The organism is Rhizorhabdus sp. GW822-FHT03C02, from assembly GCF_058801765.1.
The window spans coordinates 120,386-145,351 of sequence record NZ_JBXANN010000005.1; the positions used below are offsets into that span (position 1 = coordinate 120,386).

Annotated in this window: 24 protein-coding genes; 9 read left to right on the forward strand and 15 right to left on the reverse strand. The window is 66.9% G+C overall.

Features of this window, described 5'->3' with window-relative positions; translation table 11 throughout:
• Nucleotides 1–22: 22 nt before the first annotated feature.
• Genes gloB through AC1RM6_RS14900 form a run of 5 tightly spaced genes read right to left on the reverse strand, consistent with a single transcriptional unit; the run spans nucleotide 23 to nucleotide 4,268 of the window.
• Nucleotides 23–748, reverse strand: a complete 726-nt coding sequence (gene gloB / locus AC1RM6_RS14880) for a hydroxyacylglutathione hydrolase (RefSeq protein ID WP_493102513.1) — start codon at nucleotides 746–748, stop codon at nucleotides 23–25.
• Entirely contained in the window at nucleotides 748–1,161 is a 414-nt protein-coding gene (locus tag AC1RM6_RS14885; protein WP_493102515.1) for a VOC family protein, read from the reverse strand. Before AC1RM6_RS14885 ends, gloB begins: the two co-directional genes overlap by 1 nt.
• Nucleotides 1,162–1,209: 48 nt before the next feature.
• A complete protein-coding gene (locus AC1RM6_RS14890; RefSeq protein WP_493102516.1) occupies nucleotides 1,210–1,959 on the reverse strand; it encodes a tetratricopeptide repeat protein in 750 nt (249 codons plus the stop codon).
• Nucleotides 1,956–2,705 (reverse strand): alpha/beta hydrolase family protein, encoded by a 750-nt coding sequence (locus AC1RM6_RS14895; RefSeq protein ID WP_493102517.1) that lies wholly within the window; start codon nucleotides 2,703–2,705, stop codon nucleotides 1,956–1,958. The genes AC1RM6_RS14890 and AC1RM6_RS14895 overlap by 4 nt, the downstream gene beginning before the upstream one ends.
• Before the next feature lie 51 nt (nucleotides 2,706–2,756).
• Nucleotides 2,757–4,268 (reverse strand): hypothetical protein, encoded by a 1,512-nt coding sequence (locus tag AC1RM6_RS14900; protein WP_493102518.1) that lies wholly within the window; start codon nucleotides 4,266–4,268, stop codon nucleotides 2,757–2,759.
• Nucleotides 4,269–4,644: 376 nt separating this feature from the next.
• Between AC1RM6_RS14900 and thrS the strand changes: the two genes are divergently transcribed.
• The 3 genes from thrS to infC all read left to right on the forward strand — a co-directional run bounded on the left by thrS (nucleotide 4,645) and on the right by infC (nucleotide 7,720).
• Nucleotides 4,645–6,642 (forward strand): threonine--tRNA ligase, encoded by a 1,998-nt coding sequence (gene thrS, locus AC1RM6_RS14905; RefSeq protein ID WP_493102519.1) that lies wholly within the window; start codon nucleotides 4,645–4,647, stop codon nucleotides 6,640–6,642.
• Entirely contained in the window at nucleotides 6,639–7,031 is a 393-nt protein-coding gene (locus AC1RM6_RS14910; protein WP_493102521.1) for a putative quinol monooxygenase, read from the forward strand. Before thrS ends, AC1RM6_RS14910 begins: the two co-directional genes overlap by 4 nt.
• Before the next feature lie 179 nt (nucleotides 7,032–7,210).
• A complete protein-coding gene (gene infC, locus AC1RM6_RS14915) occupies nucleotides 7,211–7,720 on the forward strand; it encodes a translation initiation factor IF-3 (protein ID WP_493102523.1) in 510 nt (169 codons plus the stop codon).
• 65 nt (nucleotides 7,721–7,785) lie between these two features.
• On the opposite strand, the gene AC1RM6_RS14920 is transcribed toward infC, so the two are convergent.
• From AC1RM6_RS14920 to AC1RM6_RS14930, 3 genes are all read right to left on the reverse strand, one after another.
• The gene (locus tag AC1RM6_RS14920) at nucleotides 7,786–8,421 is read right to left on the reverse strand and encodes a Pr6Pr family membrane protein (RefSeq protein ID WP_493102525.1); all 636 of its coding nucleotides are present in this window, start codon (nucleotides 8,419–8,421) and stop codon (nucleotides 7,786–7,788) included.
• On the reverse strand, nucleotides 8,403–8,783 hold the full coding sequence (locus tag AC1RM6_RS14925; protein ID WP_493102526.1) for a VOC family protein: 381 nt from the start codon (nucleotides 8,781–8,783) through the stop codon (nucleotides 8,403–8,405). The genes AC1RM6_RS14920 and AC1RM6_RS14925 overlap by 19 nt, the downstream gene beginning before the upstream one ends.
• Before the next feature lie 68 nt (nucleotides 8,784–8,851).
• Nucleotides 8,852–11,617, reverse strand: a complete 2,766-nt coding sequence (locus tag AC1RM6_RS14930) for a [protein-PII] uridylyltransferase (RefSeq protein WP_493102528.1) — start codon at nucleotides 11,615–11,617, stop codon at nucleotides 8,852–8,854.
• Nucleotides 11,618–11,690: 73 nt separating this feature from the next.
• Between AC1RM6_RS14930 and AC1RM6_RS14935 the strand changes: the two genes are divergently transcribed.
• A complete protein-coding gene (locus tag AC1RM6_RS14935) occupies nucleotides 11,691–12,026 on the forward strand; it encodes a DMT family protein (RefSeq protein WP_493102530.1) in 336 nt (111 codons plus the stop codon).
• An 18-nt stretch (nucleotides 12,027–12,044) separates the two neighbouring features.
• Here AC1RM6_RS14935 and AC1RM6_RS14940 read toward each other — a convergent pair whose 3' ends face one another.
• The 5 genes from AC1RM6_RS14940 to AC1RM6_RS14960 form a co-directional block, all read right to left on the reverse strand.
• Complete coding sequence (locus AC1RM6_RS14940; RefSeq protein WP_493102532.1) at nucleotides 12,045–13,244, reverse strand: GGDEF domain-containing protein; 1,200 nt, start codon at nucleotides 13,242–13,244, stop codon at nucleotides 12,045–12,047.
• 318 nt (nucleotides 13,245–13,562) lie between these two features.
• On the reverse strand, nucleotides 13,563–15,428 hold the full coding sequence (locus AC1RM6_RS14945; protein ID WP_493102534.1) for a M2 family metallopeptidase: 1,866 nt from the start codon (nucleotides 15,426–15,428) through the stop codon (nucleotides 13,563–13,565).
• 104 nt (nucleotides 15,429–15,532) lie between these two features.
• Nucleotides 15,533–16,306: an alpha/beta fold hydrolase gene (locus AC1RM6_RS14950; protein ID WP_493102536.1), complete on the reverse strand. Its 774-nt coding sequence runs from the start codon at nucleotides 16,304–16,306 to the stop codon at nucleotides 15,533–15,535.
• Entirely contained in the window at nucleotides 16,287–16,745 is a 459-nt protein-coding gene (locus AC1RM6_RS14955) for a GFA family protein (protein WP_493102538.1), read from the reverse strand. Before AC1RM6_RS14955 ends, AC1RM6_RS14950 begins: the two co-directional genes overlap by 20 nt.
• A complete protein-coding gene (locus tag AC1RM6_RS14960; RefSeq protein WP_493102540.1) occupies nucleotides 16,738–17,373 on the reverse strand; it encodes a DUF2238 domain-containing protein in 636 nt (211 codons plus the stop codon). The genes AC1RM6_RS14955 and AC1RM6_RS14960 overlap by 8 nt, the downstream gene beginning before the upstream one ends.
• A gap of 275 nt (nucleotides 17,374–17,648) precedes the next feature.
• Here AC1RM6_RS14960 and AC1RM6_RS14965 point away from each other — a divergent pair, with 275 nt between their 5' ends.
• On the forward strand, nucleotides 17,649–19,754 hold the full coding sequence (locus AC1RM6_RS14965) for a prolyl oligopeptidase family serine peptidase (RefSeq protein ID WP_493102542.1): 2,106 nt from the start codon (nucleotides 17,649–17,651) through the stop codon (nucleotides 19,752–19,754).
• Nucleotides 19,755–19,769: 15 nt separating this feature from the next.
• Here AC1RM6_RS14965 and AC1RM6_RS14970 read toward each other — a convergent pair whose 3' ends face one another.
• Complete coding sequence (locus AC1RM6_RS14970; RefSeq protein WP_493102544.1) at nucleotides 19,770–20,303, reverse strand: hypothetical protein; 534 nt, start codon at nucleotides 20,301–20,303, stop codon at nucleotides 19,770–19,772.
• A 193-nt stretch (nucleotides 20,304–20,496) separates the two neighbouring features.
• Between AC1RM6_RS14970 and AC1RM6_RS14975 the strand changes: the two genes are divergently transcribed.
• Nucleotides 20,497–21,123 (forward strand): response regulator transcription factor, encoded by a 627-nt coding sequence (locus tag AC1RM6_RS14975; protein WP_493102546.1) that lies wholly within the window; start codon nucleotides 20,497–20,499, stop codon nucleotides 21,121–21,123.
• 11 nt (nucleotides 21,124–21,134) lie between these two features.
• Here AC1RM6_RS14975 and AC1RM6_RS14980 read toward each other — a convergent pair whose 3' ends face one another.
• Nucleotides 21,135–21,914, reverse strand: a complete 780-nt coding sequence (locus AC1RM6_RS14980) for an SDR family NAD(P)-dependent oxidoreductase (RefSeq protein ID WP_493102548.1) — start codon at nucleotides 21,912–21,914, stop codon at nucleotides 21,135–21,137.
• Between the two features lie 216 nt (nucleotides 21,915–22,130).
• On the opposite strand from AC1RM6_RS14980, the gene AC1RM6_RS14985 reads away from it, so the two are divergent.
• From AC1RM6_RS14985 to AC1RM6_RS14995, 3 genes are all read left to right on the forward strand, one after another.
• Nucleotides 22,131–22,856 (forward strand): dienelactone hydrolase family protein, encoded by a 726-nt coding sequence (locus AC1RM6_RS14985; protein WP_493102550.1) that lies wholly within the window; start codon nucleotides 22,131–22,133, stop codon nucleotides 22,854–22,856.
• Between the two features lie 81 nt (nucleotides 22,857–22,937).
• On the forward strand, nucleotides 22,938–23,822 hold the full coding sequence (locus tag AC1RM6_RS14990; protein ID WP_493102551.1) for a hypothetical protein: 885 nt from the start codon (nucleotides 22,938–22,940) through the stop codon (nucleotides 23,820–23,822).
• Nucleotides 23,823–24,099: 277 nt separating this feature from the next.
• Nucleotides 24,100–24,963, forward strand: a complete 864-nt coding sequence (locus AC1RM6_RS14995) for a peptidyl-prolyl cis-trans isomerase (protein ID WP_493102553.1) — start codon at nucleotides 24,100–24,102, stop codon at nucleotides 24,961–24,963.
• Nucleotides 24,964–24,966 lie beyond the last annotated feature (3 nt).

Sequence of the window (24,966 nt, forward strand, 5' to 3'; positions counted from 1 at the left end):
AGCGCGACGAGCCGCCGCCGCCTCAGAAGACGTCCTTGGCGGCCCGGCGCGCGCCGAGCTCGGCGGGGTCGCGTGCGCGCATGAACGGGTTGGTCGCGCGTTCGAGCGCGATCGTCGTCGGCACCGTCGCCTCACCGACGGCGCGTGCGGCATCCACCTGTGCGACCCGATCGGCGATCGCCTGGTTGTCGGGCTCGGCCACCAGCGCATAGCGACCGTTCGACTGGGTATATTCGTGCGCGCAATAGACGATCGTCTCGCCCGGCAGCGCGGCGAGACGTTGCATATTGGCGAACATCTGCTCGGCGGTGCCCTCGAACAGCCGGCCACAGCCCATCGCGAACAGCGTGTCGCCGACGAAGGCGACCCGCTCGGTCGGGAGGTGATAGGCGATATGGCCATCGGTGTGGGCGGGCACCGCGATCACCTCCGCCGCGATCGCGCCGATCCGGACGACATCGCCTTCGCCGACCTTGACGTCGAGGGTCGAAATCCGGTCGGACTCGGCGGCGGGGCCGGTGATGGAGCATGCCGTTGCGGCCTTGATCGCCGCGTTGCCGCCGACATGGTCCGGATGCCAATGGGTGTTCCAGATCTGGGTGATGCGCCAGCCTCGCGCCGCCGCAGCCTCGAGCACCGGTTCGGCGACCGCGGGATCGATCACGACCGTTTCCGCGCTGTCCGGATCGTGCATCAGCCAGACATAATTGTCGCTGAGCACGGGGACGCGCAGGATCTCGACCGGCATTACCAGACGCCTATGTTCGGCATCGATGCCCAGGGTTCGGCCGGCTCGAGGACGCCGTCCTGGAGCAGCTCGATCGAGATATTGTCGGGGGTGCGGATGAACGCCATATGGCCGTCGCGCGGCGGGCGGTTGATCGTGACCCCCGCATCCATCAGCCGCTGGCAGCTCTCGTAGATATTGTCGACCTTGTAGGCGAGATGGCCGAAATTGCGGCCGCCGTCATAACCCTTCTCGTCCCAGTTCCAGGTGAGTTCGACCTGCGCATCCTCGTCGCCGGGGGCGGCAAGGAAGATCAGGCTGAAGCGCCCCTTCTCATTGTCGATCCGACGCAGTTCCTTCAGGCCGAGCAGTTCGAAGAAGCGAATGGTCGCGTCGGGATCGGACACGCGGATCATGGTGTGGAGATATTTCATCCGCCCAATCTAGGACGGAGCGTTTTCTTTGTCAGCCCTCGGCCGTGGTCAGGGGTTGGGTGTCCCGTCGCCGCCCTTGAGCGCCAGCGCCGCGGCCTGGCCTGCATCGCTGTCGGGTGCGAGCTTGGCCGCGCGCGTCCATGCCGCCCGGGCGTCGTCGATCTGTCCCTGGGCGGCGGCGATATTGCCGGCTTCATAGGCGATCGCCGGTTCGTCGGGCGCGAGCTTCGCGGCCTCGCGAATCGCCGCCAGCGCACCCGGCAGATCCTTGGTGCGGCGTGCGAGATTGGCCTTGAGCAGCCAGGCGAGCGGGTCGCGCGCCACCAGCTTCGTCGCCTGGTCGAGGTCGGCACGCGCACCCACCTGATCGTTGGCGGCGACCCCGGCGCGGGCACGGTCGAGATAGACCTCCCCGCGCATCTCGTCGGTCAGGCCGTCGAGTTTCAGCGCGGCGTCGAGGTCGGTGCGGGCGCGCACCGGCTCGTCGCCGGCGAGGGCGGCGTTGCCTGCCTGCATCCACAGCACGGCCGCGGTCCGGTCCAGCTTGAGCATCGCATCGCGCGCGGCCTGTTCGAAGGCCGTGGCGGCGTTCGACCATTCGCCCTTGCCGACCAGGGCAAGGCCCAGACATTGGCGTGCGGCCGTCCCGCCGCCGCTGTCGCGCCAGGCCTTTGCTTCGATCTCGCCCTTGGCCGGATCGGCCTTGGCCAGCGCGGCGCAGGTCGCGGCGCGATCGGCAGCGGGCGCCGGCGGGCCGGGGGTGACGGTGGCGGCGGCGAGAAAGAGCAGAGCGATCATGATGATATCGGGGCCAGTTCCATGAGCGACGCGAGGGTGCGGATCAGGAGGTCGATGTCCTGGTCGCGCGACAGCCGGTGATCGCCGTCCTTGACGAGGATCGTCTGCACATCGGCTGAACGCAATGCACGCGACAGCCGCAGCGCGACCGAGACCGGCACGCTGATATCGAGCTGGCCCTGGAGCAGGCGCACCGGGCAATCGAGCCCGATGACCCGGTCGAGCAGCAGCATCGTCTGGCCCGACCGCCAGAAACCGAGCGTGGTGATGAGCGGCTGGTCGGCATAGTCGCCAGGCTCGACGATGCGGCCCTGTGCCTCGAGCAGGGTGGCCTGCTCGTCGGTGAACCCCCAGTCGGTGAAATCGGGGGCCGCCGCGACGCCGACGATCGCGCGGACGCGGTCGCGCAGGCGAAGCGCGGTGTGGAGCGCCAGCCAGCCGCCCATCGACGATCCGACGATGACGATCGGTCCGTCGGACGCGAAGGCATCGATCGCGTCGAGAATGTCGGCGAGCCACATGTCGAGCGTGCCGTCGACGAAGCGCCCTTCGCTGGCCCCGCATCCCGAATAGTCGAGTCGCAGCATCGCGTGCCCGGTGCGCCCTGCCCAGGCGTCGAGCGCGACCGCCTTGCCGCCTTCCATGTCGGACATGTAGCCCGGGAGGAACAGGAGCGTCGGTGTCCGGCCGGGCCGGTATTTATAGGCGAGCGCGGGCTTGTCGGGCCGGGTGAGGAAGGCGGTCATGGACCGACGCTTTAGCGCGCGCACAAGGCCAAGGTAAGCCGCGCCGATCGTTCAGCGGTGGTCGGCGGTGCCCGCAACGAACATCGCCGGACGGGGCCAGGGACGGTCATAGCAGCGTGGCGGATCGCGATCGGTGACGAGGCGGGGATCTGCCGGCCGTATGGCAGGCGGGACCTTGTCGAACGCGGCGAGATAGGAGTCCTTGGGGAAGCCCGAGAAACTCTGGTCCCAGGCCCGTGAAAAGCCGCAATGCGGTGGGGGAGCGGTCGGGAAGGTCAGCCCGCGCACGATCTCGGTGACGCCGGTGACGGTGCCGATCGCGAGGATGGCGACCAGCGCAGCCTTGCGGGCCGGGCTCGCGGCCGCGCCGCCGAGAATGTCGACGAGCTGGGCGATCAGGATCGCGAAGGCGGGGATCGCGGCGCGCATCGTGAAATCGATCGACCAGCCGATCTGCCCGAACGGCATCAGCAGCAGGCAGGCGGTGACCAGCGCGAGCGGCCAGCCGCCGAAGCGATTCGACCCGAAGCGCCACGCGAACAGCAGGAAGGGCGCGACCTCGAGCGCTTCGAGCAGGACCCAGCTCTGCGGTGCGAGTGGGAAGACGTGCATGCTGACCGCGTCGCCGGCGGCGGCGAGATAGAGCAGGCCGGGAAGGCAGAAGGCCACCCCGGCGGCGGCGAGCGCGACGTCGGCGGCGCGGACCCTGCGTGCCGAGAGATCGGCGAGACCTGCGCCGGCGACGAACGGCAGCGCGCCGAGCGTTCCGAACGGCGACCAGAGCGCGACCAGCGGCAGGGTTAGCGCCAACGCGCCGATACGCAGCCGGCCGGTGCGCCAGAGCAGGAAGGCGACCGCGGCAATCCAGCCGGCGAGCGCATGCTGCGGCACCCAGAAGAGCAGGGTGATCGTCGCGCTATATTGGGTGCGGTTCCACCCCTCGATATGCGCGGTCGGGGTGAAGGCGCCGAGATGGCCGGTCAGCCCCTGGCCGACGATGTCGAGGCCGCTGAAAGCGAGGAAGGTCGCGAGCGCGATGATCCGCGCGCGGCGCGTGCCGAACAGCGACGATGCGAGCCCCAGCACGATGCCGAGCAGCAGGCTGTTCTGGGCCAGCAGGGCGATATCGCCGCCGGCCTGGCCCCAGAGTTTCGCGGCGAGTGCGGGCAGCAGATAGACCCCGATCGGCGCGCGCAGCAGCTGCGCACCGGCATCGGTCGCATAAGCGAATGGCCAGGGGTGGACGGCGAGGTCGCGCAGTACCGCGTCGCGGACCTGCCAGTCGAGATTGGCATAGAAGAAACGGCCCTCGCCGCCGACGAGCAGCAGCGCGAAGGCGATCGCCAGACAGGCGATCAGCCTGCGCAGCGGGATTTGCCCGCCTTCCTCGCGCGCCGCGGTGCGCGCGAGGAAGGCGGCGATGGCAAGGCCTGCGGCATAGGCCCAGCCCGGCATGACATCGAGAAAGCGCCAGAGCAGCAGCTGGTCGATGGCAAGCCAGGCGAGGAGCGATGCGAACAGCATGCCGGCCGAGACGCTGCGCAGCCGCACGGCAGCCGGCATCGGTCGGTCGGCTGGGCTGAGCGGAAAGCCGGGCTGATACATCGCGCGAGGGTAGGCGAGATGTGGTTAAGATCGGCTTTGCGTATCGGCGCGATTCGTCGTGCCGAGCATCTGGTTTTTCGGCCGTGCGCAGGTTATATCAGCGTCATGCAGCGCCGGATCGCCTCATCCCCGACGACTAGCACCCCCGGTTTCCGGGGGGCTTTCGGCCTGCGCGTCACCCGCTGACGCTTCTCGCCGGAGGCTCCGCCCGGGAACGGGTGGGACCGGCGTGATCCCTCTCGTTCCTCCTCGCTTTTCTCGCGCCGCTTTTCTCGCCCCGCTTTTCTCTCTGGGCCGCCTTGTGCATAAGCGCCGCAAATCGACAGGAACGACCATGAACCAGATGCTTTCGATCACGCTGCCCGACCAGTCCGTTCGCGCGGTGCCGGTCGGCACCACTCCGGCGGACATCGCGGCGTCGATCGGGCCGGGCCTTGCCAAGGCGGCGATCGCCGCGCGGGTCGACGGCGAGTTGCGCGACATCAACCGGCCGCTGACGTCGGACGCCCAGCTGGCGCTGGTGACGTCGCGCGACGAGGCCGATGCGCTCGAGCTCGCCCGTCACGATTATGCGCATATCCTCGCCGAGGCGGTGCAGAGCCTGTTCCCGGGCACGCAGATCACCTTTGGCCCGTCGACCGACGACGGCTTCTATTATGATTTCGCGCCGAAGGAACGGCCCTTCACCGAGGAGGACCTGCCCGCGATCGAGGCCGAGATGCGGCGGATCATCGCCGCCGACAAACCGCTGCGCCGCGAAGTGTGGAGCCGCGAGGACCTGATCGCGCGCTGGAAGGAGCAGGGTGAAAGTTTCAAGGCCGAATGGGCCGCCGAACTGCCGGGCAACGAGGATCTCACGGTCTACTGGTCGGGTGGCGACTGGCTCGACATGTGCCGCGGGCCGCATCTCGCGTCGACCGGCAAGCTCGATCCGGCGGCGTTCAAGCTGACGCGGGTATCGGGTGCCTATTGGCGCGGCGACCAGAAGAACGCGATGCTCAGCCGCATCTACGGCACCGGCTGGCTCAACAAGAAGCAGCTCGACGCACATCTGACGCGGCTCGAGGAGGCGGCCAAGCGCGACCATCGCAAGATCGGCCAGGAGATGGACCTGTTCCACCTCCAGCCCGAGGCGCAGGGATCGGTGTTCTGGCATCCAAAGGGCTATGTGATCTGGCGCCAGCTCGAGGCCTATATGCGCCGCAAACTCGACGCCGCCGACTATCGCGAGGTCAAGACCCCGCAGCTGATGGACGCGCGCCAGTGGGAACAGTCGGGCCATTGGGGCAAATATCGCGAGAATATGTTCGTCGTCCCCGACGAGGTCCCCAATGTCGAGGACGAGGGCCCGGTGCTGACCGGCGAGGGCGAGCTGATGGCGCTCAAGCCGATGAACTGCCCGGCGCATGTGCTGATCTTCCGCCAGGGGATCAAATCCTATCGCGACCTGCCGATCCGCATGGCCGAGTTCGGCTGCTGCCATCGCAACGAGGCGCATGGCGCGCTCCATGGGCTGATGCGGGTGCGCCAGTTCACGCAGGACGACGCGCATATCTTCGTGCGCGCCGACCAGCTGGTCGACGAGGTGCGACTATTCTGCGACCTGCTCGACGGGATCTACAAGGATCTCGGCTTCGACAGCTATGCGATCAAGCTGGCGTTGCGCCCCGAGAAGCGTTTCGGTTCGGACGAGATGTGGGACTGGGCCGAACAGTCGCTGCGCGACGCGGTCGCCGCGACCGGGCGTGCGACCGCCGAATATGGCTGGGAGGAACTGCCCGGCGAGGGCGCCTTCTACGCGCCCAAGCTTGAATTCCACCTGACCGACGCGATCGGGCGGACGTGGCAATGCGGCACGCTGCAGACCGACACGGTGCTGCCCGAGCGGCTCGACGCGAGCTATGTCGGCGAGGACGGCCTGCGCCACCGGCCGATCATGCTTCATCGGGCGATCCTCGGCACGTTCGAACGCTTCCTGGGCATATTGATCGAGCATCATGCCGGCCGTTTCCCGATGTGGCTGGCACCGGTGCAGGCGGTGGTGGCGACGATCGTCTCCGACGCCGACGATTATGCGAGCGTCGTCGCGAAGAAGCTCGCGGCGGCGGGCATCCGCGTCGAAACCGATTTGCGCAACGAGAAGATCAACTACAAGGTCCGCGAACACAGCCTTGCCAAGGTCCCGGCACTGTTCGTCGTCGGCAAGCGCGAGGCCGAGGAAGGCACCGTCGCGATCCGGCGACTCGGCGACCAGGGGCAGACGATCCTGCCGGTCGACGAGGCGATCGCGCTGCTGAAGGCGGAGGCGACCCCGCCCGACCTTGTAATATGAGCGATCCGACGCGGCGTGCGGTGGTGGCGGGCGGGCTGATGGGCTCGATCGTCATCGCCGCGCCCGCGCTGGCGGCGAAAGGAGGCACGCCGATGTACGGTCTGATGGGGCGGATGATCGCGACGCCGGGCAAGCGCGACGCGCTGATCGCGATCCTGCTCGAGGGCGTCGATGCGATGCCGGGTTGCCTGAGCTATGTCGTCGCCCGGGATGTCAAGGATGCGAACGCCATCTGGGTGACCGAGGTCTGGGACAGCAAGGACAGCCACGCCGCCTCGCTGAAGCTGCCGGTCGTGCAGGCGGCGATCGCCAAAGGCAGGCCGCTCATCGCCGGTTTCGACTCGCATGCTGAATCGGAACCCGTCGGCGGGGTCGGACTGCCGCGCTGACGCAGAAAGCGGCGGCAGGCGGCCAGAATCGATCCCGGTCGCCTAAAATGCGCGATTTGGACGCGTCGTGCATCTTTCAAAATGCCCCGCTTAGGCATATATCGCGCCCAAGATCAGCCACGACAGGAGAAGCTTCTATACGTCCCCCCATGATGCGCCGCCCGATCGGGCAGCCGCCGATGCCGCTCAATGGCCCCCGCTTCAATGAGTTCATCCAGTCGCCCAAGGTTCGGGTGATCGATGAGAACGGCGAGAATCTGGGCGTGATGTATACGCGCGAGGCGATGGAGCAGGCCGCTGAGGTCGGGCTCGATCTGGTCGAGGTGTCGCCGAACGCCGATCCGCCCGTCGCGAAGTTCCTCGATGTCGGCAAGTTCAAATATGAGGCCCAGAAAAAGGCCAACCTGGCCCGCAAGAGCCAGAAGACGCAGGAGATCAAAGAGATCAAGATGCGTCCGAACATCGACGATCATGATTACGACACCAAGATGAAGAAGATTCACGAGTTCATCGAGGAAGGTGACAAGGTCAAGGTGACGTTGCGCTTCCGCGGTCGCGAACTCGCCCATGGCCAGCTCGGCATGCAGGTGCTCCAGCGCGTCCAGGCCGACATGGCCGAAACCGCCAAGGTCGAGCAGTTTCCGCGCATGGAAGGTCGGCAGATGCTGATGGTGCTCGCACCGAAGTAAAGCGGCTCTTACCGTCCAAGAGACATCGAAGCCTCTCCGTCTTACAACGGGGAGGCTTTTTGATATCAGGCCCGTCGCGCCAACCGTTCGTCGATCCAGCGAATCGCGAAGCCCAGCCCGAGGAAGAACAGCGCGATGGCGGTCATGCTGATCGCGGTCCGGCCGGCGCCATATTTGACATAGTCGACGAACGGATAGGGGAACCAGCCGGTCAGCCCGCCGACGACGAGTGTCCAGCCGCTATAGGCGAGCGGCAGGATCAGCCAGCGGAACGGCGCCGCGCGGTCGAGCCGGCCGTGTGGGCCGGAGCCTATCCAGAGCGCGATCCAGAGCGCTGGGACCAGCTGGTGGGCGAGCAGATTGCCCCACCAGGCCGATCCGGTGAAGCGGTAGAGATGTGCGAGCAGCAGCTGGAAGATCGCCGCGACGACGATGATATAGACGCTGATCGCCCCGCGCGTGCCGGGCGCCGTCGCCCAGCGGTGAAGCGGCCCGTCGCCGAGCGCACGGCCGAGGCTGGCCAGCGCGACCGCGGCGTTGCTGATGATCGTGAAGAAGGACAGATAGCGCAGCGTCTGGACCAGCGGCTGGCCCGGGTCGCGCGACAGCGAGGTCTTGTACTCGAGGATGAGGCCGATCAGCGCAAGCAGCGCGAGCAGGCCGTGGGCGATCCGGATACGGCTCAATGTGGCGGCTGCCATAGTTCGATCGCATTGCCTTCGGGATCATGGATGCGCGCGAACCGTCCGGTTTCGGGAGCGTCCCATTCGGCGCGGGTCTCGACCGCGATGCCGGCTGCGGTCAGCGAGGCGATCAGATCGTCGATCTCGGACACCCGCAGGTTGAGCATATATTGCTTGTCGGCGGCGAAATAGTCGGTGGTCGCCTTGAACGGCTGGAACACGACCGGACCGCTTTCGATCTGCCAGAACCATTCGGACGGGGTGATGTCGCCCGACGCGCTGCAGCCCGCGCCGACATGGAGATGATCGCGATACCAGGCGGTCAGCGCCTGCGGGTCCTGGGCGCGAAAGAAGATCCCACCGATTCCGAGCACGCCCATCGCCACCTCCATCGCTTGACCGGCGGTTTCTGCCGGGTCGATTAGGATATCATCATTACAGCCAGGCTTCACGCGGCCTTCTTGGTGCTGGCCGGGGCGGCAGCCTCCAGCAGCAGCCGCTCGAGCGTCCTGACGCGCGACTGGCTGCTGATCTTGTCGCCGGTCAGGTCGGTCACGTAGAAGACGTCGACCGCCCGCTCGCCATAGGTGGCGATATGCGCCGAGTGGATCGTGACCTTGGCCTGGAACAGCGCGTGCGCCAGCGCGTGGAGCAGCGCCGGGCGGTCGCGGGCGTTGACCTCGATCACGGTGTAGCGGTTCGAGGCGCGATTATCGATCAGCGCATTGGGTTCGATGGTGAAGGCATCGGCGCGGGTGCGCGCGAGCGGCCGTGCGGCGAGCCGGTCGGCCATGCGCGAGCGGTTGGCGAGCGCATCCTCGATCGTCACCACCAGCCGCTTCATCTGGCCATCCTCGTCGAACGGCCGGCCGAGCGGATCCTGGACCAGCAGATTGTCGATCGCCATGCCGTCGCGGGTGGTGTGGATCCGCGCGTCGATGATGCTGCCGCCCGCGACATGGATCGCGCCGGCGATCCGGTAGAACAGGCCGGGATGGTCGCCGGCATAGATGCTGACCAGCGTCGCGCCGCGATCGGGATCGGGCTGGGCGACGATCGACAGCGGCTTGCCCTCCGCGTCGGCGGTCTCGATCATCCGGGCATTGCCTTCGAGGATGTCGAACCCCTCGGCGACCCAATAGCTTTCGGGAAAGCGCTGCGCGAAGGCGGTGAAACGCGTCTCGTCCCAGCCGAGCGCCTCGCGCAGATGACGCTGCTTGGCCTCGACCCGCTCGCGCCGGCCGTTCTGCTTGTGGCCGAGCCGGAGCACCTCCTCGGCAGCTTCGTAGAGATCGGCGAGCAGCTGGCGCTTCCAGCCGTTCCAGATGCCGGGCCCGACCGCGCGGATGTCGACCACGGTCAGGCACAGCAGCAACCGCAGCCTTTCGGGGCTCTGCACCTTCTCGGCGAAGTCGAGGATCGTCTTGAAGTCGGACAGGTCGCGCTTGAACGCGGTATCCGACATGATCAGATGGTTGCGCACCAGCCAGGAGACGGTCTCGGTCTCGGCCGGGCTCATGCCGAAGCGCGGGCACAGCTTCTCGGCGACCTCGCCACCCAACACCGAATGGTCGCCGCCGCGGCCCTTGGCAATGTCGTGGAGCAGCACCGACACATAGAGAACCCGGCGCGAGACGATCCGGGCGATCACCGCCGAGGAGATCGGGTGATCGCCCTTGAGCTCGCCCTTCTCGATCCGCGCGAGCAGGCCGATCGCGCGGATCGTATGCTCGTCGACGGTATAATGATGATACATGTCGAACTGCATCTGCGCGACGACCCGCCGGAAATCGGGCACGAAGCGGCCGAAGACGCCGGCCTCGTTCATCCAGCGCAGGCTGGTCTCGGGGTTGTGGTGCGAAGCGAGCACGTCGAGGAACAGCGCATTGGCGCGCGGATCGCGGCGAATCTTGTTGTCGATCAGCTTGGCGTCGCGCCCGGCCGCGCGCATCGTCAGCGGATGGATTTCCAGCCCATGGCGGTCGGCCAGCGCGAAGATCTGGAGCAGCCGCACCGGATCCTCGGCGAAGAATCCTTCGTGCGGGATGGCGAGCCGGCCGCGATCGAGGACGAAGCCGTCGAGCTTCGTCGGCTTGCGGCGCAGCGACGGCAGGCCGAAGCGGCGGCCGCGTCCGGCAAAGGTCTCGTCCAGATGGGCGAGGAAGATCGCGGTCAGGTCGCCGACGCGCTTCGCCATCAGGAAATAATGCTGCATGAAGCGCTCGACCGCGGACTTACCGGGGCGATCGGCATAGCGCATCCGCCGTGCGATCTCGGACTGCATGTCGAAGGTCAGCCGGTCCTCGGCGCGTCCGGCGACGATGTGGAGATGGCAGCGCACCGCCCACAGGAAGTTCTCGGCGGTCTGGAACTGGCGCAACTCGCTGCGGGTCAGCAGGCCCTTGTCGACCAGTTCGGGAACCGAACGCACCTGATAGGCATATTTGCCGATCCAGAACAAAGTGTGGAGATCGCGCAGGCCACCCTTGCCCTCCTTCAGATTGGGCTCGACGACATAGCGGCTGTCGCCCATCCGCTGGTGCCGCGCATTGCGTTCGGCGAGCTTCTCGGCGACGAAGGTGCGCGCGGTGCCGGCGACGACGTCGCGTTGGAACACCATCGACGCCTCGTCGTAGAGCGCTTCGTCGCCCCACACGAAACGGCCCTCGAGCAGCGCGGTGCGGATCGTCAGATCGCTCTTCGCCATCCGCACCATCTCGTCGATCGAACGGCTCGAATGGCCGACCTTCAGGCCGAGATCCCACATCGAATAGAGCATCGATTCGATGACCTGCTCGGCCCAGCTGGTCTGCTTCCACGGGGTGAGGAAGGCGATGTCGACGTCCGAATGAAGCGCCATCTCGCCGCGGCCATAGCCGCCCACCGCCATCAGCGTCAGCCGCTCGCCGGCGCTGGGATTGTTGAGCGGATAGAGGCGCTCGGTGGTGAAATCGAAGATCAGGCGCAGGATCTGGTCGGTCAGGAAGGCGTAGGAGGTCGCGGTCTCGCCGCCGGTCGCGGGCGGCGCGGCCTCGAGCCGGCGGGCAATCTCGGCGCGGCCCTGTTCGAGCGCGCCCTTGAGGATCGGGGTCGCGGCCAGACGCAGCGCGCCGGTGTCGCTGCCGACGGGGGGCAGGCCGTCGAGCGCCTCGACGAGCGCGCGCCGGTCGATGATCGCGCGGCGATGGGGCAGGGTTTCGAAACGCGTGGCCATCGCCTGCACATAAGGGCGAACGGGCGCGATAGAAAGGCTATCACCGCTCCGGTTCGCGGATCATAATGGGCCCATGCCCACGATCCTGCTGCTCATCGGTTCGAACCTGTTCATGACCACCGCCTGGTATTGGCATCTCAAGGGCGGGATGAACAAACCGCTGCTGCTGGTGATCCTGATCAGCTGGGGAATCGCCTTCGTCGAATATTGCCTGGCGGTACCGGCCAACCGGCTCGGCTATGCCGGTGGCTGGAGTGCCGGCCAGCTCAAGATCGTCCAGGAGGCGATCGCGCTGATCATCTTCGGCGGCTTCATGGTGACCGTGCTCGGCGAGCCGCTGCACTGGCGCCATTTCGCGGCCTTTCTGTGCATCATGGCCGCGGTCGGTTTCCTGTTCGTCGGCCGTTAGGCCGATCGCCGGTTCGCTTCAGGCCAGGTCGAGCGCTGCCGCTTCGTTGACGGGATCGTCGATCGCCTCGGCGCAGCTGACGCGGTCGCGGCCTTCGACCTTGGATCGGTAGAGCGCGCGGTCGGCGCGCGCGAACAGATTGGCGAGCGCGGTATCGCCTGGACGCAGCCCCGTCACGCCGAAGCTGGCGGTCATCCCGATCGATTCGGGTCCATCGACCGGCATCGCCGCGACGTCGCGGCGGATGCGTTCGACGACGTCGAGGGCATCCGCCGAACTGGTGTTGATCAGCAGCAGCGCGAACTCCTCGCCGCCGATCCGACCGACCAGGTCGCCGCGACGAACCATACGTTCCATCCGCGTCGCGAAATGCTGGATCGCCCGATCGCCGGCCGAATGGCCGTGGCGATCGTTGATCGTCTTGAAGCGGTCGATATCGGTGACGACGAGGGCGAGCGGCTGACGCTGGCGCTGTGCGTTGCGGATCGCGCGCTCGGCGGCCTCCTCGAACCCGCGCCGATTGAAGATCCCGGTCAATAGATCGGACACCGCGAGCGCGCGCATGCGGTGCGCGAGGTCGCCGGCCACGAGGAACACCGTGAACAGGCCGATGCCGATGAAGGCGGGCGGATTCAGCAGGTTCAGCGCGAGCCCGAACAGTTTCAGCGCATCGCCTTCGGAGGCCGGCGCGCCCTGGCCCAGGGCGAGGGCTGCGGTGCCGAAGCGGATCAGCGCGAACAGGATGAGCATGGCGACCGTAGCCCGTTCGGCGACGGGGGCACGGCGGATCGTCGGTGCGACCTTGCTCGCGCTGATGAGGAGCATCAACCCGCTGAAACCGAGCCAGAGCGCGTCGCGTATGCCCTTGTAGGGAAGGACCAGGGTGGCCCCGACGACCAGCAGGATTCCCGCGGCGGACATGGTCAGCATCGGCATGATGTCGGCGGCGGGCCGTGCCCGTTGGGCGAAACCGACCGCGATCAGCGCGCTGAACAGGCAGGACAAGCCGACGGCGGCCGCGGAGACGACGGGTTCGTCGATCGCGAAGGTCCGCATCATCAGATTGACGAACCAGCCTGCGGTCGCGACGTAGAAAGCCAGTGCCCAGACCAGCGCATGCCGGGGGCGATCGAAGCTTTGCCACGCGATCGTCAGTATCGTCGCGAGCATCGCCGAGACGAACATCAGCCCACTGAGATTGATCTGTGCCGCGCTCATCCCACCCCTGACAAAAGCACTGCGTCGGCGCCCCTTATATCTTGCGCGAAGCAGACGAACCATGTGCCGGCCCGTAAAAATCGCGCTGGCCTGCCTTCGGCCAAAATGATTTGCAAGTCATTATCAGACGACATCGCCGTCGGCACCCGAATCCGGCCGATATCTTGCGCCAAAATGGACCTGCATTCGATTTCACGCCCATCTTGATGGTGGTCGAAACGGCCCCGAAACGGCTTTCGGGGATCCGATCGGCACCCGTAAACCGGGGGGATTCGCGGACCTCCGCCCCTGCGGCGAGGGGCGGGGCCGCTGACTCCTCTACCAGCCGCAGGCCTGGCCTTTGTTCTGTTCCTGAAGCCAGGTCATCAGCGGCTGGAAATAGGCGATCATCGCCGATCCGTCGATGTCGCGGCTGCCGGTGAATTTCTCGAGCGCATCGGGCCAAGGCTTGGACGCGCCCATTTCGAGCATCGCCTCGAGCTTCGCGCCGACCTCCTTGTTGCCATAGAAGGAACAGCGATGCAGCGGGCCCTTCCAGCCGGCCTGCTCGCACGCCGCCTTGTAGAACTGGAACTGGAGGATGCGGGCGAGGAAATAGCGCGCATAGGGGGTGTTGCCCGGGATGTGATATTTGGCGCCGGGGTCGAAATTGGTCTCGTCGCGGGGCGCCGGCGGGATGATGCCCTGATATTGCAGGCGCAGGTCGGTCCAGGCCTGGTTGTAGTTGCCGGCGGGAATCGCGCCGCTGAACACGCCCCAACGCCATTTGTCCATCAGCAGCCCGAACGGCAGGAAGGCGACCTTGTCCATCGCCTGGCGCAGCAGCAGCCCGGTGTCCTTGTCGGGGCTCGGCACCTTCGCCTTGTCGAGCAGGCCGATCTGGACGAGATATTCGGGGGTGATCGATAGCGCGACGAAATCGCCGATCGCCTCGTGGAAGCCGTCATTGGCGCCGCCCAGATACAGCAAAGGCTGTTTGTTGTAGGCGCGCTGATAATAATTATGGCCGAGCTCGTGGTGGATGGTGACGAAATCGTCGGCATTCACCTTCACGCACATCTTGACCCGCAGATCGTCCTTGTTGTCGAGATCCCAGGCCGAGGCATGGCAGATCACTTCGCGGTCGCGCGGCTTCACGATCTGCGAGCGCTTCCAGAAGCTCTCGGGCAGCGGATCGAAGCCCAGCGACGAATAGAAACCCTCGCCGGTCTTCACCATCTTCAGCGGGTCATAGCCCTTGGCCTTGAGCAGGTCGCCGACATCATAGCCGATGTCGCCGGCGCCCTTGGGGGCGACGATATCGTAGATATTGCCCCATTCCTGCGCCCACATATTGCCGAGCAGGTCGGCGCGGATCGGGCCGGTCTTCGCCTGGACCGCGTCGCCATATTTGGCGTTCAGCTTCGCGCGGGTGTAGCAGTGGAGCTGGTCGTAGAGCGGCTTCACCTGCAGCCAGAGCTTGTCCATCATCTTGGCGAAATCGTCGGCGGGCATGTCGTAGCCCGCGCGCCACATCGCTCCGACATCCTTGTAGCCGAGATCGATCGCACCCTTGTTGGCGATCTCGACCATCCGGGCATAGTCGCCGCGCATCGGCTTGCCGACATTGTCGTGCCAGCTGACCCACATCTCCTTGAGCTCGGCCGGGTTGCGATCGGTGCCCATCGCCGCCTCAATGTCCGATCCGCCGATTTCCTTGCCTTTCAGCGTGCCGCGACCCTTGCCATAGGTCGACGACAGCCGGGTGGCGATGTCGTTGAGTTCCTTGGCGGCGCCGGGCGTATCGGGGGCGGGCAGGACGAGGCCCTGCTTGAGGAAGTCGAGCTTGCGGCGGGTGTCGTAGGAAAGCCCTTCGACCTTGTCGAATTTCGCCGCGCCCTTGGCGAAGCGCACCCCCATTTCGGTGCTTTCGGCACCCACCCGCGCGGCGACGGCATCGGTGTCGTCGGTGATATAGGTCGCGTTGATCCACGCGACCTGCGCGCCGTAGAGCGAGAAGTCGCCATATTCCTTCTCGACCGCGGCGATATAGGCGTCGGCGTCGGCCTGGGTCGGCGCGACGACGGCCGGCGCTGCCGTAGCTGCCGGCGCCTCGTCCTTCTTCTTGGCGAAGGCGGGCGTGCCGGCCGCCAATATGACGGCGAGCGCGAGCGCGGACGACGCCGCGCGAATGGCGATTTTCATGGAAGTGCCCCTCTGGCAGATTTTCTTGCTGACAGCGATGTGACCACAGGGGCGGCGGATCGGTCAAGTCCGTGTATTACGGAGACCAGACGGTGTAGCGAGGCTTAAAACCAGTCGGCGATCGCGTCGCCCATCGCCGGGAGCGTGACCGCGCTCATATGGTTGCCGGGGATCTCGACATAGGTCGCGTCGGGAAGCTCGTCGGCCAGGGCCCGCGCCGAGCCATTGTCCTGGTCGTCGGCGCCGGTCAGCACCATCACCGGCATGTCGATGCCGGCGAGCGCCGCGCGCGGAATCGACGGGAAGCAGTCCATCAGCAGCAGCAGCGCCTCGGCGTCGCCACCGGTGGTCTTCAGAAATGCCTCGGCCATCCATTCGGTCGAGAATTTCTTGTGGGTGCCGCGGCCTTCGAGCACCGAACGGAAGAAACCGGCGCGGTTGGCGAGGTCGAGCAGGCCTTCGAGGCCCATGCCGGCGAGCATCGCCTTGCCTGGTTTCGCGCCGCGCACCAGCATCCGCGCGGTGGTGCGGCCGCCCAGCGAATAGCCGCCGAGGTCGAAGGTGCCGGGACCGAAGCCGAGCTGGTCGAGCAGCGCCAGATTGTCGTCGGCGAGGATGTCGGTGCTGTAATCGGCGGGATCGTGTGACCGCGCGCTTTCGCCATGCGCGCGCAGGTCGGGCATGATCACCCGCCGCCCCTTGGCGACCAGCTTGGCGGCATGGCCATATTTGATCCAGTTGGTCTCGGCGTTCGAAAACAGGCCGTGGATCAGGATCACCGGCCGCGCATCGGCCGGCCCCAGCTCGTGCCAGGCCATGCGCGCGCCGCCGGCGCCTTCGAAATAATGGGTACGGGCTTCAGTCGGGGAGCTTGCCAACGGTCTTCATCCATCGATCGACGAGGGGTTTGTTCTCGTCCGTCCTGTGGCGCGGAAGCGCGCGCGTGTCGATCCATGCTTCGTGGATGCTCTCGGCCCCCGAATGTTCGACGGGACGAAAACGGCCCGGATCGTCGAAGCTGCCGACGGTCAGGTCGATATTCTCGCCGTCGAGGAATTCGAAACCGAGCGGGGTGCCGCATGCCGAGCAGAACGGCCGCCGGGCGATCTGCGAGCTGTGATAGAAATCGGGATCGGTCTGCCATTGCACCGCCGTTTTGCGCACATTGACGAAGGCGATCGAGACCCCGCCGGTGGCGCGCTGGCACATCCGGCAATGGCACAGATAGGCTTCGTCCGACGCGATCCGCACATCGTAGCGGATGCGGCCGCACTGGCAGCCGCCGGTCATCGATAAGGGGGCGTCGGGATCAGCCATGATCGTTCGGTCTCCTGCGCAGGATCGCGACGAAGGTCGTCAGCGCCGCACCGGCCAGCGCGAAGGCCATGTCCTTCTGGGAGTCGAACATGTCGCCCTGCTGGCCATTATAGGCATCGGCCGATGCCGGATCCATGCCGACCGCCAGCAGCCATTCGAAGATCTCGTAGACCGCGCTGAACGCGGCGACGAATTCGGGGGCGATATAGAGCGCTGCCCTGGGGCCGAGGCCGAAATGCCGGCTGGCGATCTCGCGCACCGGCCCGACCGCGAGCAGCCCAAAGCAGAAATGGACGAGCCGGTCGAAATGGTTGCGGGTGAATCCGAACCGTTCGTTGACGCCCTCGCCGGTCAGCGCCCGCGCCCAGTCGTCATAGGGCACGAAACTGTAGGAATAGCGCGCGCCCACCGAGTGCAGCAGGAAGAACAATGTGATGGCCAGCACCGATCGGGTCGACAAGGGAAAGCGCCGCAGCAACGGGATCGCGGCCAGCAGCACCAGGATGGTCGGTCCGTCCTGGAGATAGGTGTTCTCGGGATAGAGCGCGTGCCAGGTCGCCAGCGGCACCGCGCACAGCAGGATCGCGAGCAGGCCATATTGCGCGGCGGGGATCGGATAGCGGGTCATCGCCATGGTCTAGGGGCGTCCCGATGCCGGGTGCAACCCGCAGCTGTCGATGGAACCGCGGAGTATTGGTGCAGGTTTTGACATCGGGCGCGGTCGCGTACGGTTGGGGCGGCCTGCGCTTGAGTGAGCGTCCCGCCCCGCCCTCCGGATGGGCGGGGCGTTACGCCGCTGGTCTTTCGATCCCGGTTCGACACGGTCCGTCTTGACCGGTGTCGTACAAGCACCGCACACAGGCGCCAACCAGACCAGACCAGAACAACCGGGGAATCCGATCGATGCCGTCGCGCCTGCTCGCCATCCTCCTGCTCGCTGCCACCAGTTTCGCGATTACGGGTGCCGCGCCCGCCCCCGACCCCAATCTGTGGCTCGAGGAGGTCGAGGGGGCGAAGGCGATCGCCCAGGTCAGGCAATGGAATCTGGCGACCGACCGCATGCTCGAGGCCGAGCCCGGCTTCGCCGCCTATCGCGACCGCGCGCTCGACCTGCTGCAGGACGAGAGCCAGATCGCCACGCCGACCCGGGTGATCGGCGACCGCGTGCTCAACCTGTGGCGCGACAAGGCCAATCCGCGCGGGTTGTGGCGGATCGCCTCGATCACGAGCTTCGTCGCCGGCAAGCCCGAATGGCGTACGCTGATCGACGTCGATGCGCTCGGCAAGGCCGAGGGCAAGAGCTGGGTGTGGGGCGGGGCCGATTGCCGCGCGCCCGATTATGTCCGCTGCATCGTCACGCTGTCGAACGGCGGCGGCGACGCGTCGGTGCGGCGCGAATATGATCTGCCCGGCGGCCGGTTCGTCGAGAATGGCTTCGTCCTGCCGACCGCCAAGAGCAGCACCGCCTGGGCCGGCGCCGACGCGCTCTATGTCGCGACCGATTTCGGCCCGGGCAGTCAGACCAGCTCGGGCTATGCGCGGATCGTCAAGCTGTGGAAGCGCGGCACGCCCTTGTCGTCGGCGACCCTGGTCGCCGAGGGGCGGTCGACCGATGTCAGCGTCGCGCCGCGTGTCGTGCGCGATGCCCGCACCGACTGGCCGATGATCGTTCGCGGGGTCGACTTCTACCATAGCGAGGTCAGCCATGTCGCGCCCGACGGCCGGCTGATCCGGTCGCCGCTGCCGACCGACGCCCAGGTCGAGGATGTGCTCGACGGGCATCTGATCGCGACCCTCGCCAGCCACTGGCAGGGCCACAAGACCGGGTCGATCGTCGAATATGCGATCGCCGATCTGCTCGCCGGCAAGACGCCCGCGGTTCGCGACGTGATGGTGCCGACCAGATCGCAGGCGATCGAGGACGTGTCGGCGGGCGACAGGATCTTGTGGGTCAAGCTGCTCGACGATGTGTCGGGCAAGCTGGTGGCGATCAGCCAGCGTGCGGATGGCGGCTGGACGCCGAAGCCGGTCGATCTCCCGGCCAATGCGACGGTGCATCTCGACGCCGTCGGCGGCACGCGCGACTGGGCGTTCGTGACGGTCGAGGCGATGCTGACCCCGCCGACGCTCTATGCGGTCGCGCCGGACGCGGCTCCGGTCAAGGTCCAGGCGTTGCCCGCACGTTTCGATGCCGCGGCGATGACGGTGACCCAGCGTTTCGCGACTTCGAAGGACGGCACCAAGGTCCCCTATTTCCTGGTCCGCAAGAAAGGCGCGACCGGGCCGGTGCCGGCGCTGATCCATGCCTATGGTGGCTTCCGGCTCGCCCAGACCCCGACCTATCTGACCGAACAGCCCTATCGCAGCGGACCGGCCGGGCTGTTCTGGGTCGAGGAAGGCAATGCCTATGTCCTCGCCAATATCCGTGGCGGCGGCGAATATGGACCCGGCTGGCACCAGGCGGCGCTGCGCGAGAAGCGCCAGAACGCCTATGACGATTTTCATGCGGTCGCCGAGGACCTGGTCAGGACGGGTGTCAGCGCCAAGGGGCGGATCGCGGCGTCGGGACGATCGAACGGCGGCCTGCTGGTCGGGGTGCTGATGGAGCAGCGTCCCGATCTCTATGGCGCGATCGTGATGGGATCGCCGCTGATCGACATGCAGCGTTATTCGCACATGCTCGCGGGCGCATCGTGGATGGGCGAATATGGCGACCCCGACAAGCCGGCCGACTGGGCGTTCATCTCGCGCTACTCGCCCTATCAGAATCTGAAGGCCGGGGTGCGCTATCCGAAACCGTTCATCTACACCTCGACCAAGGACGACCGCGTCCATCCGGGACATGCCCGCAAATTCGCGGCGAAGCTCGAACAGCTCGGCGATGGCTTCTATTATTCGGAGGCGATCGAGGGCGGGCACGCGGCCGGCGCCGATCGGGTCGAGGATGCGCGGCGCGCGGCGATGGTGACGGTCTATCTCAACAAGGAACTGGGCGCGGCGCGCCGATAGCGGGGGGTACCGACCTCACAGCCGCCAGTCGAACAATCGATCGAGGATCGCCATCGCGAACAGGCAGGTGACGACGCCGAGAAAGAAGGTGACGACGGGAATCCAGAGCGCGGCCGCGCGGCGCTGTTCGTCCTCGATGACGGCCAGTCTGATTTCGACCGGGCGTTCGGGCATGGCGCGCGCCTGATCTTCGATCTCGGTCTCGGTGGTCGGCGCGGGATCGGCCGGCTCGTCGCTCACCGGACGGGCCGTGACGAAGCGACAGCCGACGACATCGTCCTTCTGCCAGCGGACCTCGGCCTCGCGCCGGCCGGTCAGCGGCATGTCGACCAGCACCCGCCGGCCGACCAGCGCGCTGGCCGCGCCATAGCTGGCCCGTACGCCGTCGATCGCGACGTGGTGGATCGTGACCTCGGTCGTGGCGGCGCGGCCATCGTCATGGCCGACATGGCTGATGAAGGCGGGGCCGAGCGCGCTCGACAGCAACGGCAAGCTGGCGTCGACCTCGAAGGTGCGGAGGCGGGACGAGCGGGCGAGGGTCGCGGGCATAGAGCCTCCTGCTGTTGGCCTTTCCGCCAAAATCCGCCATCGGCGGCTCCCAGCGGACCATCCCCTCCCCAGTCCGAAAAAATAGGGTCGCTAAGATGCTGGAAACCATACGGGTATTATACCGTATGGCCCCGTCGATACTTGCGGTGCGATGCAATATAACATTCTACCTAGTAATATCCCGGAGAAGTCGATGCCCGCGCGGCGCCTCGTCCACATCGTCGATGACGACAGCGATGTTCGGCGGTCGCTCGGCGTTTTGCTGCGGGCGAACGGCTATGTGCCGCATCTGTTTGCCGATGGGCGCGCGTTTCTCGACGCTATAGGCGGTCTCGACGCCGGCTGCGTGCTGCTCGATCTGCGCCTGTCCGGGATGGACGGGCTCGAGATCCTCGAATCGCTCGCCCACCGCACCCATCTGGTGCGCGCGGTGATCGTGACCGGCCATGCCGATGTCGGCACCGCGGTCCAGGCGATGAAACTGGGCGCGAGCGATTTCGTCGAAAAGCCGTTCGACGACGGCCAGATCCTGGCGATCCTGAGTCGGATCTTCGCCGAGATCGAGGCCGAGGAGCCGTCGTTCAAGCGCCACGAACAGGCGCGGCAGAGCGTCGCCAAACTTTCCCCGCGCGAACGTGACGTGCTGATCGGGCTGATGACCGGGCGATCGAACAAGGTGCTCGCGCACGATCTCGGGCTGAGCGCGCGCACCGTCGAGATGCACCGGGCGCATATGATGGACCGGTTGGGCGTCACCTCGCTGCCCGACGCGCTGCGGATCGCATTCGAGGCGGGGCTGTTTCCGTCGAACGAAGGCTAAGACTTGCTGCTCTAGCCGGTCATGACCGCGCCGGCATCGACGTTGATCGACTGGCCGGTGATCGTCCGCGCGGCATCCGAGGCAAGGAACAGCGCCAGATTGGCGACGTCCTTGGTGCTGCTCATCGTCGGTAGCGCGGCGCCGGCCATGCTCTGCGCGCGCTTCTCGTCATAGCTGATCCCCTCTTCCTGCGCGGTGCGCTCGAGCCAGCTGCGGAGCAACTGGGTGTCGATCTGTCCGGGCACCACGCAGTTGCAGCGTATGCCATAGCCGCCGACCTCCATCGCGATGACCTTGGTCAGCGTGCGCAGTCCCGCCTTGGCCGCGCAATAATGGCTCTTGCGCGGCATGCCGTTCCAGCCGGCGGTCGAGGAGAAGTTGAGGATCACCCCGGTCTTGCGGTCGATCATCGAGCGGCGCAGCACCTCGCGGCTGCACAGCATCGCCGCGGTCAGGTCGATGCCGATCGTCGCGTTCCAGTTGTCGAGCGTCTGCTCCCAGATGAACCTGTCCTGCCCCGGCGCGGCGGCGTTGTTCATCATGATGTCGACCTGGCCCCAGCGGCGCATCGCCGCCTCGACCATCGCCTCGACATCCTGTTCGCTGGTGACGTCGGCCTGGACCGCGATCGCCGCCTCGCCGATTTCGGCCGCGGCCGCCTCGACCAGATCGCGCCGCCGCGCCGCCAGCACCACCCGCGCGCCCTCGTCGGCGAGCATCTTCGCCATGACCGGGCCGAGCCCGGTGCTCGCCCCGGTGACGATCGCCACCTTGCCTGCGAAACGTGCCATCGCTGCTTTCCCCCTCCGCTGCGGGATCCCGCCGATGCGGTGATCCCCTCACGCCCCGGCCGACGGCCGGGCGCATCCCCTCGCTATGTTTATGCCCCTGGTTATGGGCCGCCGAGAAAGCCTGTCAATCGCGGCGGCGATGGCCGGCGGCGGGTCTGGCGGCGGCGCCCCGGCCATGCTGTACCGGAGCAAAGGACAGTGGAGCAGGAGATGCCGATGCACAGCGAGACATTGCGCTACGAGGCGGACGGCTGCGCGATGCGCAGCGACCTCTATCTCGATTCCGATCGATCGGGCCCGCGCCCCGGCATCCTCGTCTTTCCCGAGGCGTTCGGGCTGGGCGACCATGCCCGCGATCGCGCGCGGCGGCTGGCCGAACGCGGCTATGTGACGCTGGCCTGCGATCTGCACGGCGACAGCCGCCTGATCGAGGACATGGCCGAGGTGACGGCGCTGCTCGGGGCGCTCGGCAGCGCGCCGCAGCGGATCCGTGATCGCGCCAAAGGCGGGCTCGACGCGCTGCTGGCCAGGCCCGAGGTCGATCCGGCCCGGATCGCGGCGATCGGCTATTGTTTCGGGGGCACGATGGCGCTCGAGCTGGCGCGCGGCGGCCATCCGGTCGCCGCGACGGTCGGCTTCCACAGCGGCCTCGCCACCGCCGCGCCCGACGACGCGAAGAATATCCGGGGCAAGGTTCTGGTCTGCATCGGCGCCGACGATCCGATGATCGGCGCCGACCGGCGCAACGCGTTCGAAGAGGAGATGCGCGCCGGCGGAGTCGACTGGCAGATGAACGTCTATGGCAAGGCGGTGCACAGCTTCACCAACCCCGAAGCGGACTCGCGCGGCCAGCCGCATTTCGCCCGCTATGACGCCACCGCCGACGCGCGGTCGTGGCGTGAGATGCTCGCCTTGTTCGAGGAACTGTTCGGCGCCGCCTGAGCGCGCATTCTCCCGGCTTGTGCGATCGGCGGTCGTCCCGCATCATCCCTGACGCCTGTACGGAGTCGACGGTGAACCGGGATGGATGGCGAGATCGATCGGGGGTTCGCAAGCTATGCCGCGCTGAGCGCCGCGCGGGCGGCGGTGCTGCCGGCGCGACTGCTCGGCAACCCGGTCCGGACCGCGCCGCTCGAACTGCTGCGCCGGCGCAACGCGCTGCTCGACACCGTCTTCTACGATGTCGGTGCGATATCGGATGTCGAGGCCGAGTCGCTGGCACCCTGGTTCGCGCATGAAGGCGCGATCCTGCTGGTGCCGCCGACCGGGCGAGGCACGCTGACCGTCTTCGAGGATCTCGCGGCCTTCCGGGCATCGGGCGATCTCTCGGCGAAGGCGATCGCGGTCGCCGGGGTCGGCAGTTCGGCGCTGGGCGCCGCCGCGCTCGCGCGCAACGTCGCCGATGCGCGGGATGAGAATGTCGTCGCGGTGGTGTCGGGCTACGGCTTTTCCGACGTGCTGACCGAGGCGCTCGGCGGCTGGTTCTGGTTCGGGGCGCTCAACAGCCTGCGCCATATGTTCGACGGGCTCGACCGGGTCACCCAGACGCTGACCGAACCGGTCGAGCAACTGATCGAGGCGATCGATGGCGTCGCCACGATCCGGCTGAGCCCCGACACCGCGGCGGTGGCGGATCTGCTCGGCGATCCCGCCTTCGGTTTCGATCTGCTGGTTGGCCATTCGAAGGGCAATCTGGTGCTGTCGGAGGCGCTCTACTGGCTCAAGGCGCGCGATCCGGTGCGGATCGCCGCAGTCGGCACGAGCCACCGGATCGTCACCCTGTGCGCGAAGGTCGGCATGCCCGAGGATTGCCGGCGCGTGTTCGACGTGACCGGCGAATATGATCTCCTCGGGGCGCTCAATTCGCGGCCCGATATCCGGTCGGATCTGGTCGTGCCGCACGCCTGACACAGCACCAACCCGGCCTCACCCTGGCAATCGGGACTGAACGCGACCGAGGCGGTCAAGAGCGCGCTGGCCGCGCTCGACCGGCCGATGGGCAACCAGATCGTCCCGCCACCGCGGCCCGACGTGCCGCAGACGCTGGTCGCGGCGATCGCCCAGCCGCGCTGAACCGGCGCGCACGGCGTACGTCAATTGACGTAGGCGGCCCCCGGGCGACATCGATAGGATCGGTGCGGACATGGTCTTCCCGGCCATGACGACGGGCCTTCGGGGGAAGACGGTGAAGCCGGATCTTGGCGAGCAGTGGATGGCAGGCGGAGGTGGCGCGGCGGTGCGCGCGCGGCTTTCGATGCGCGCGAAGCTGGGCGCGATCCTCCGCGATCCGCTGCTCGCCTTCGTGCTGGTCGGCGGCGGCATCTTCGCCGCCTATCACGCGATCGAGGCGCGGCGTAAGCCGGTCGTCCACTACACCGCCCAGGTCGAAAGCGCGCTCGTCCAGGATTTCGAGACGGTCTCGGGTCGCAAGGCGAACGCCGCCGATCGCGCCAGGCTGCGCAAGGATTATATCACCGACGAGCTGCTGTTCCACGAGGCGATCGACCGCGGCATGCACCTGACCGACGCCCAGACCCGCAAGCGGCTGACCGACAAGGTCCGCTATCTGGTGGCGGGCGCACCGCCCGAGCCGCGCGAGGAACAGCTTGTCGATTATTATTCGGACCATCTCGACCGTTATCAGGCCGAGCCCAGGCTCAGCTTCGCGCAGCTTTTCTTCGCGGCGACGCCTGCCGACCCGGTGCCGATCCTGGCGCAGCTCGAACGGGGTGCGGCGGTGCGCGGCGACGATTTCTGGCTGGGCCATGATTTCCCGCGCTATGGCGAAAGCATGGTGCGCGGCATCTTCGGACAGGCCTTTCTCGACCGGCTGCGCACGGCGCCGCAGGGCCGGTGGATCGGTCCGGTCCGGTCGGCGCGCGGCTGGCATTTCGTGCGCCGCGACGAAAGCATCGGATCGTCGCTGCTGCCCTATCGCGACGTCCGCGATCAGGTGCGGCAGGATTATATGATGGCCCAGACCGGCCGCGTCATCGACAGCGAAATCGCCAGGCTCGAGACCCGATATGATGTTCAGATCGATCGCTAGGAT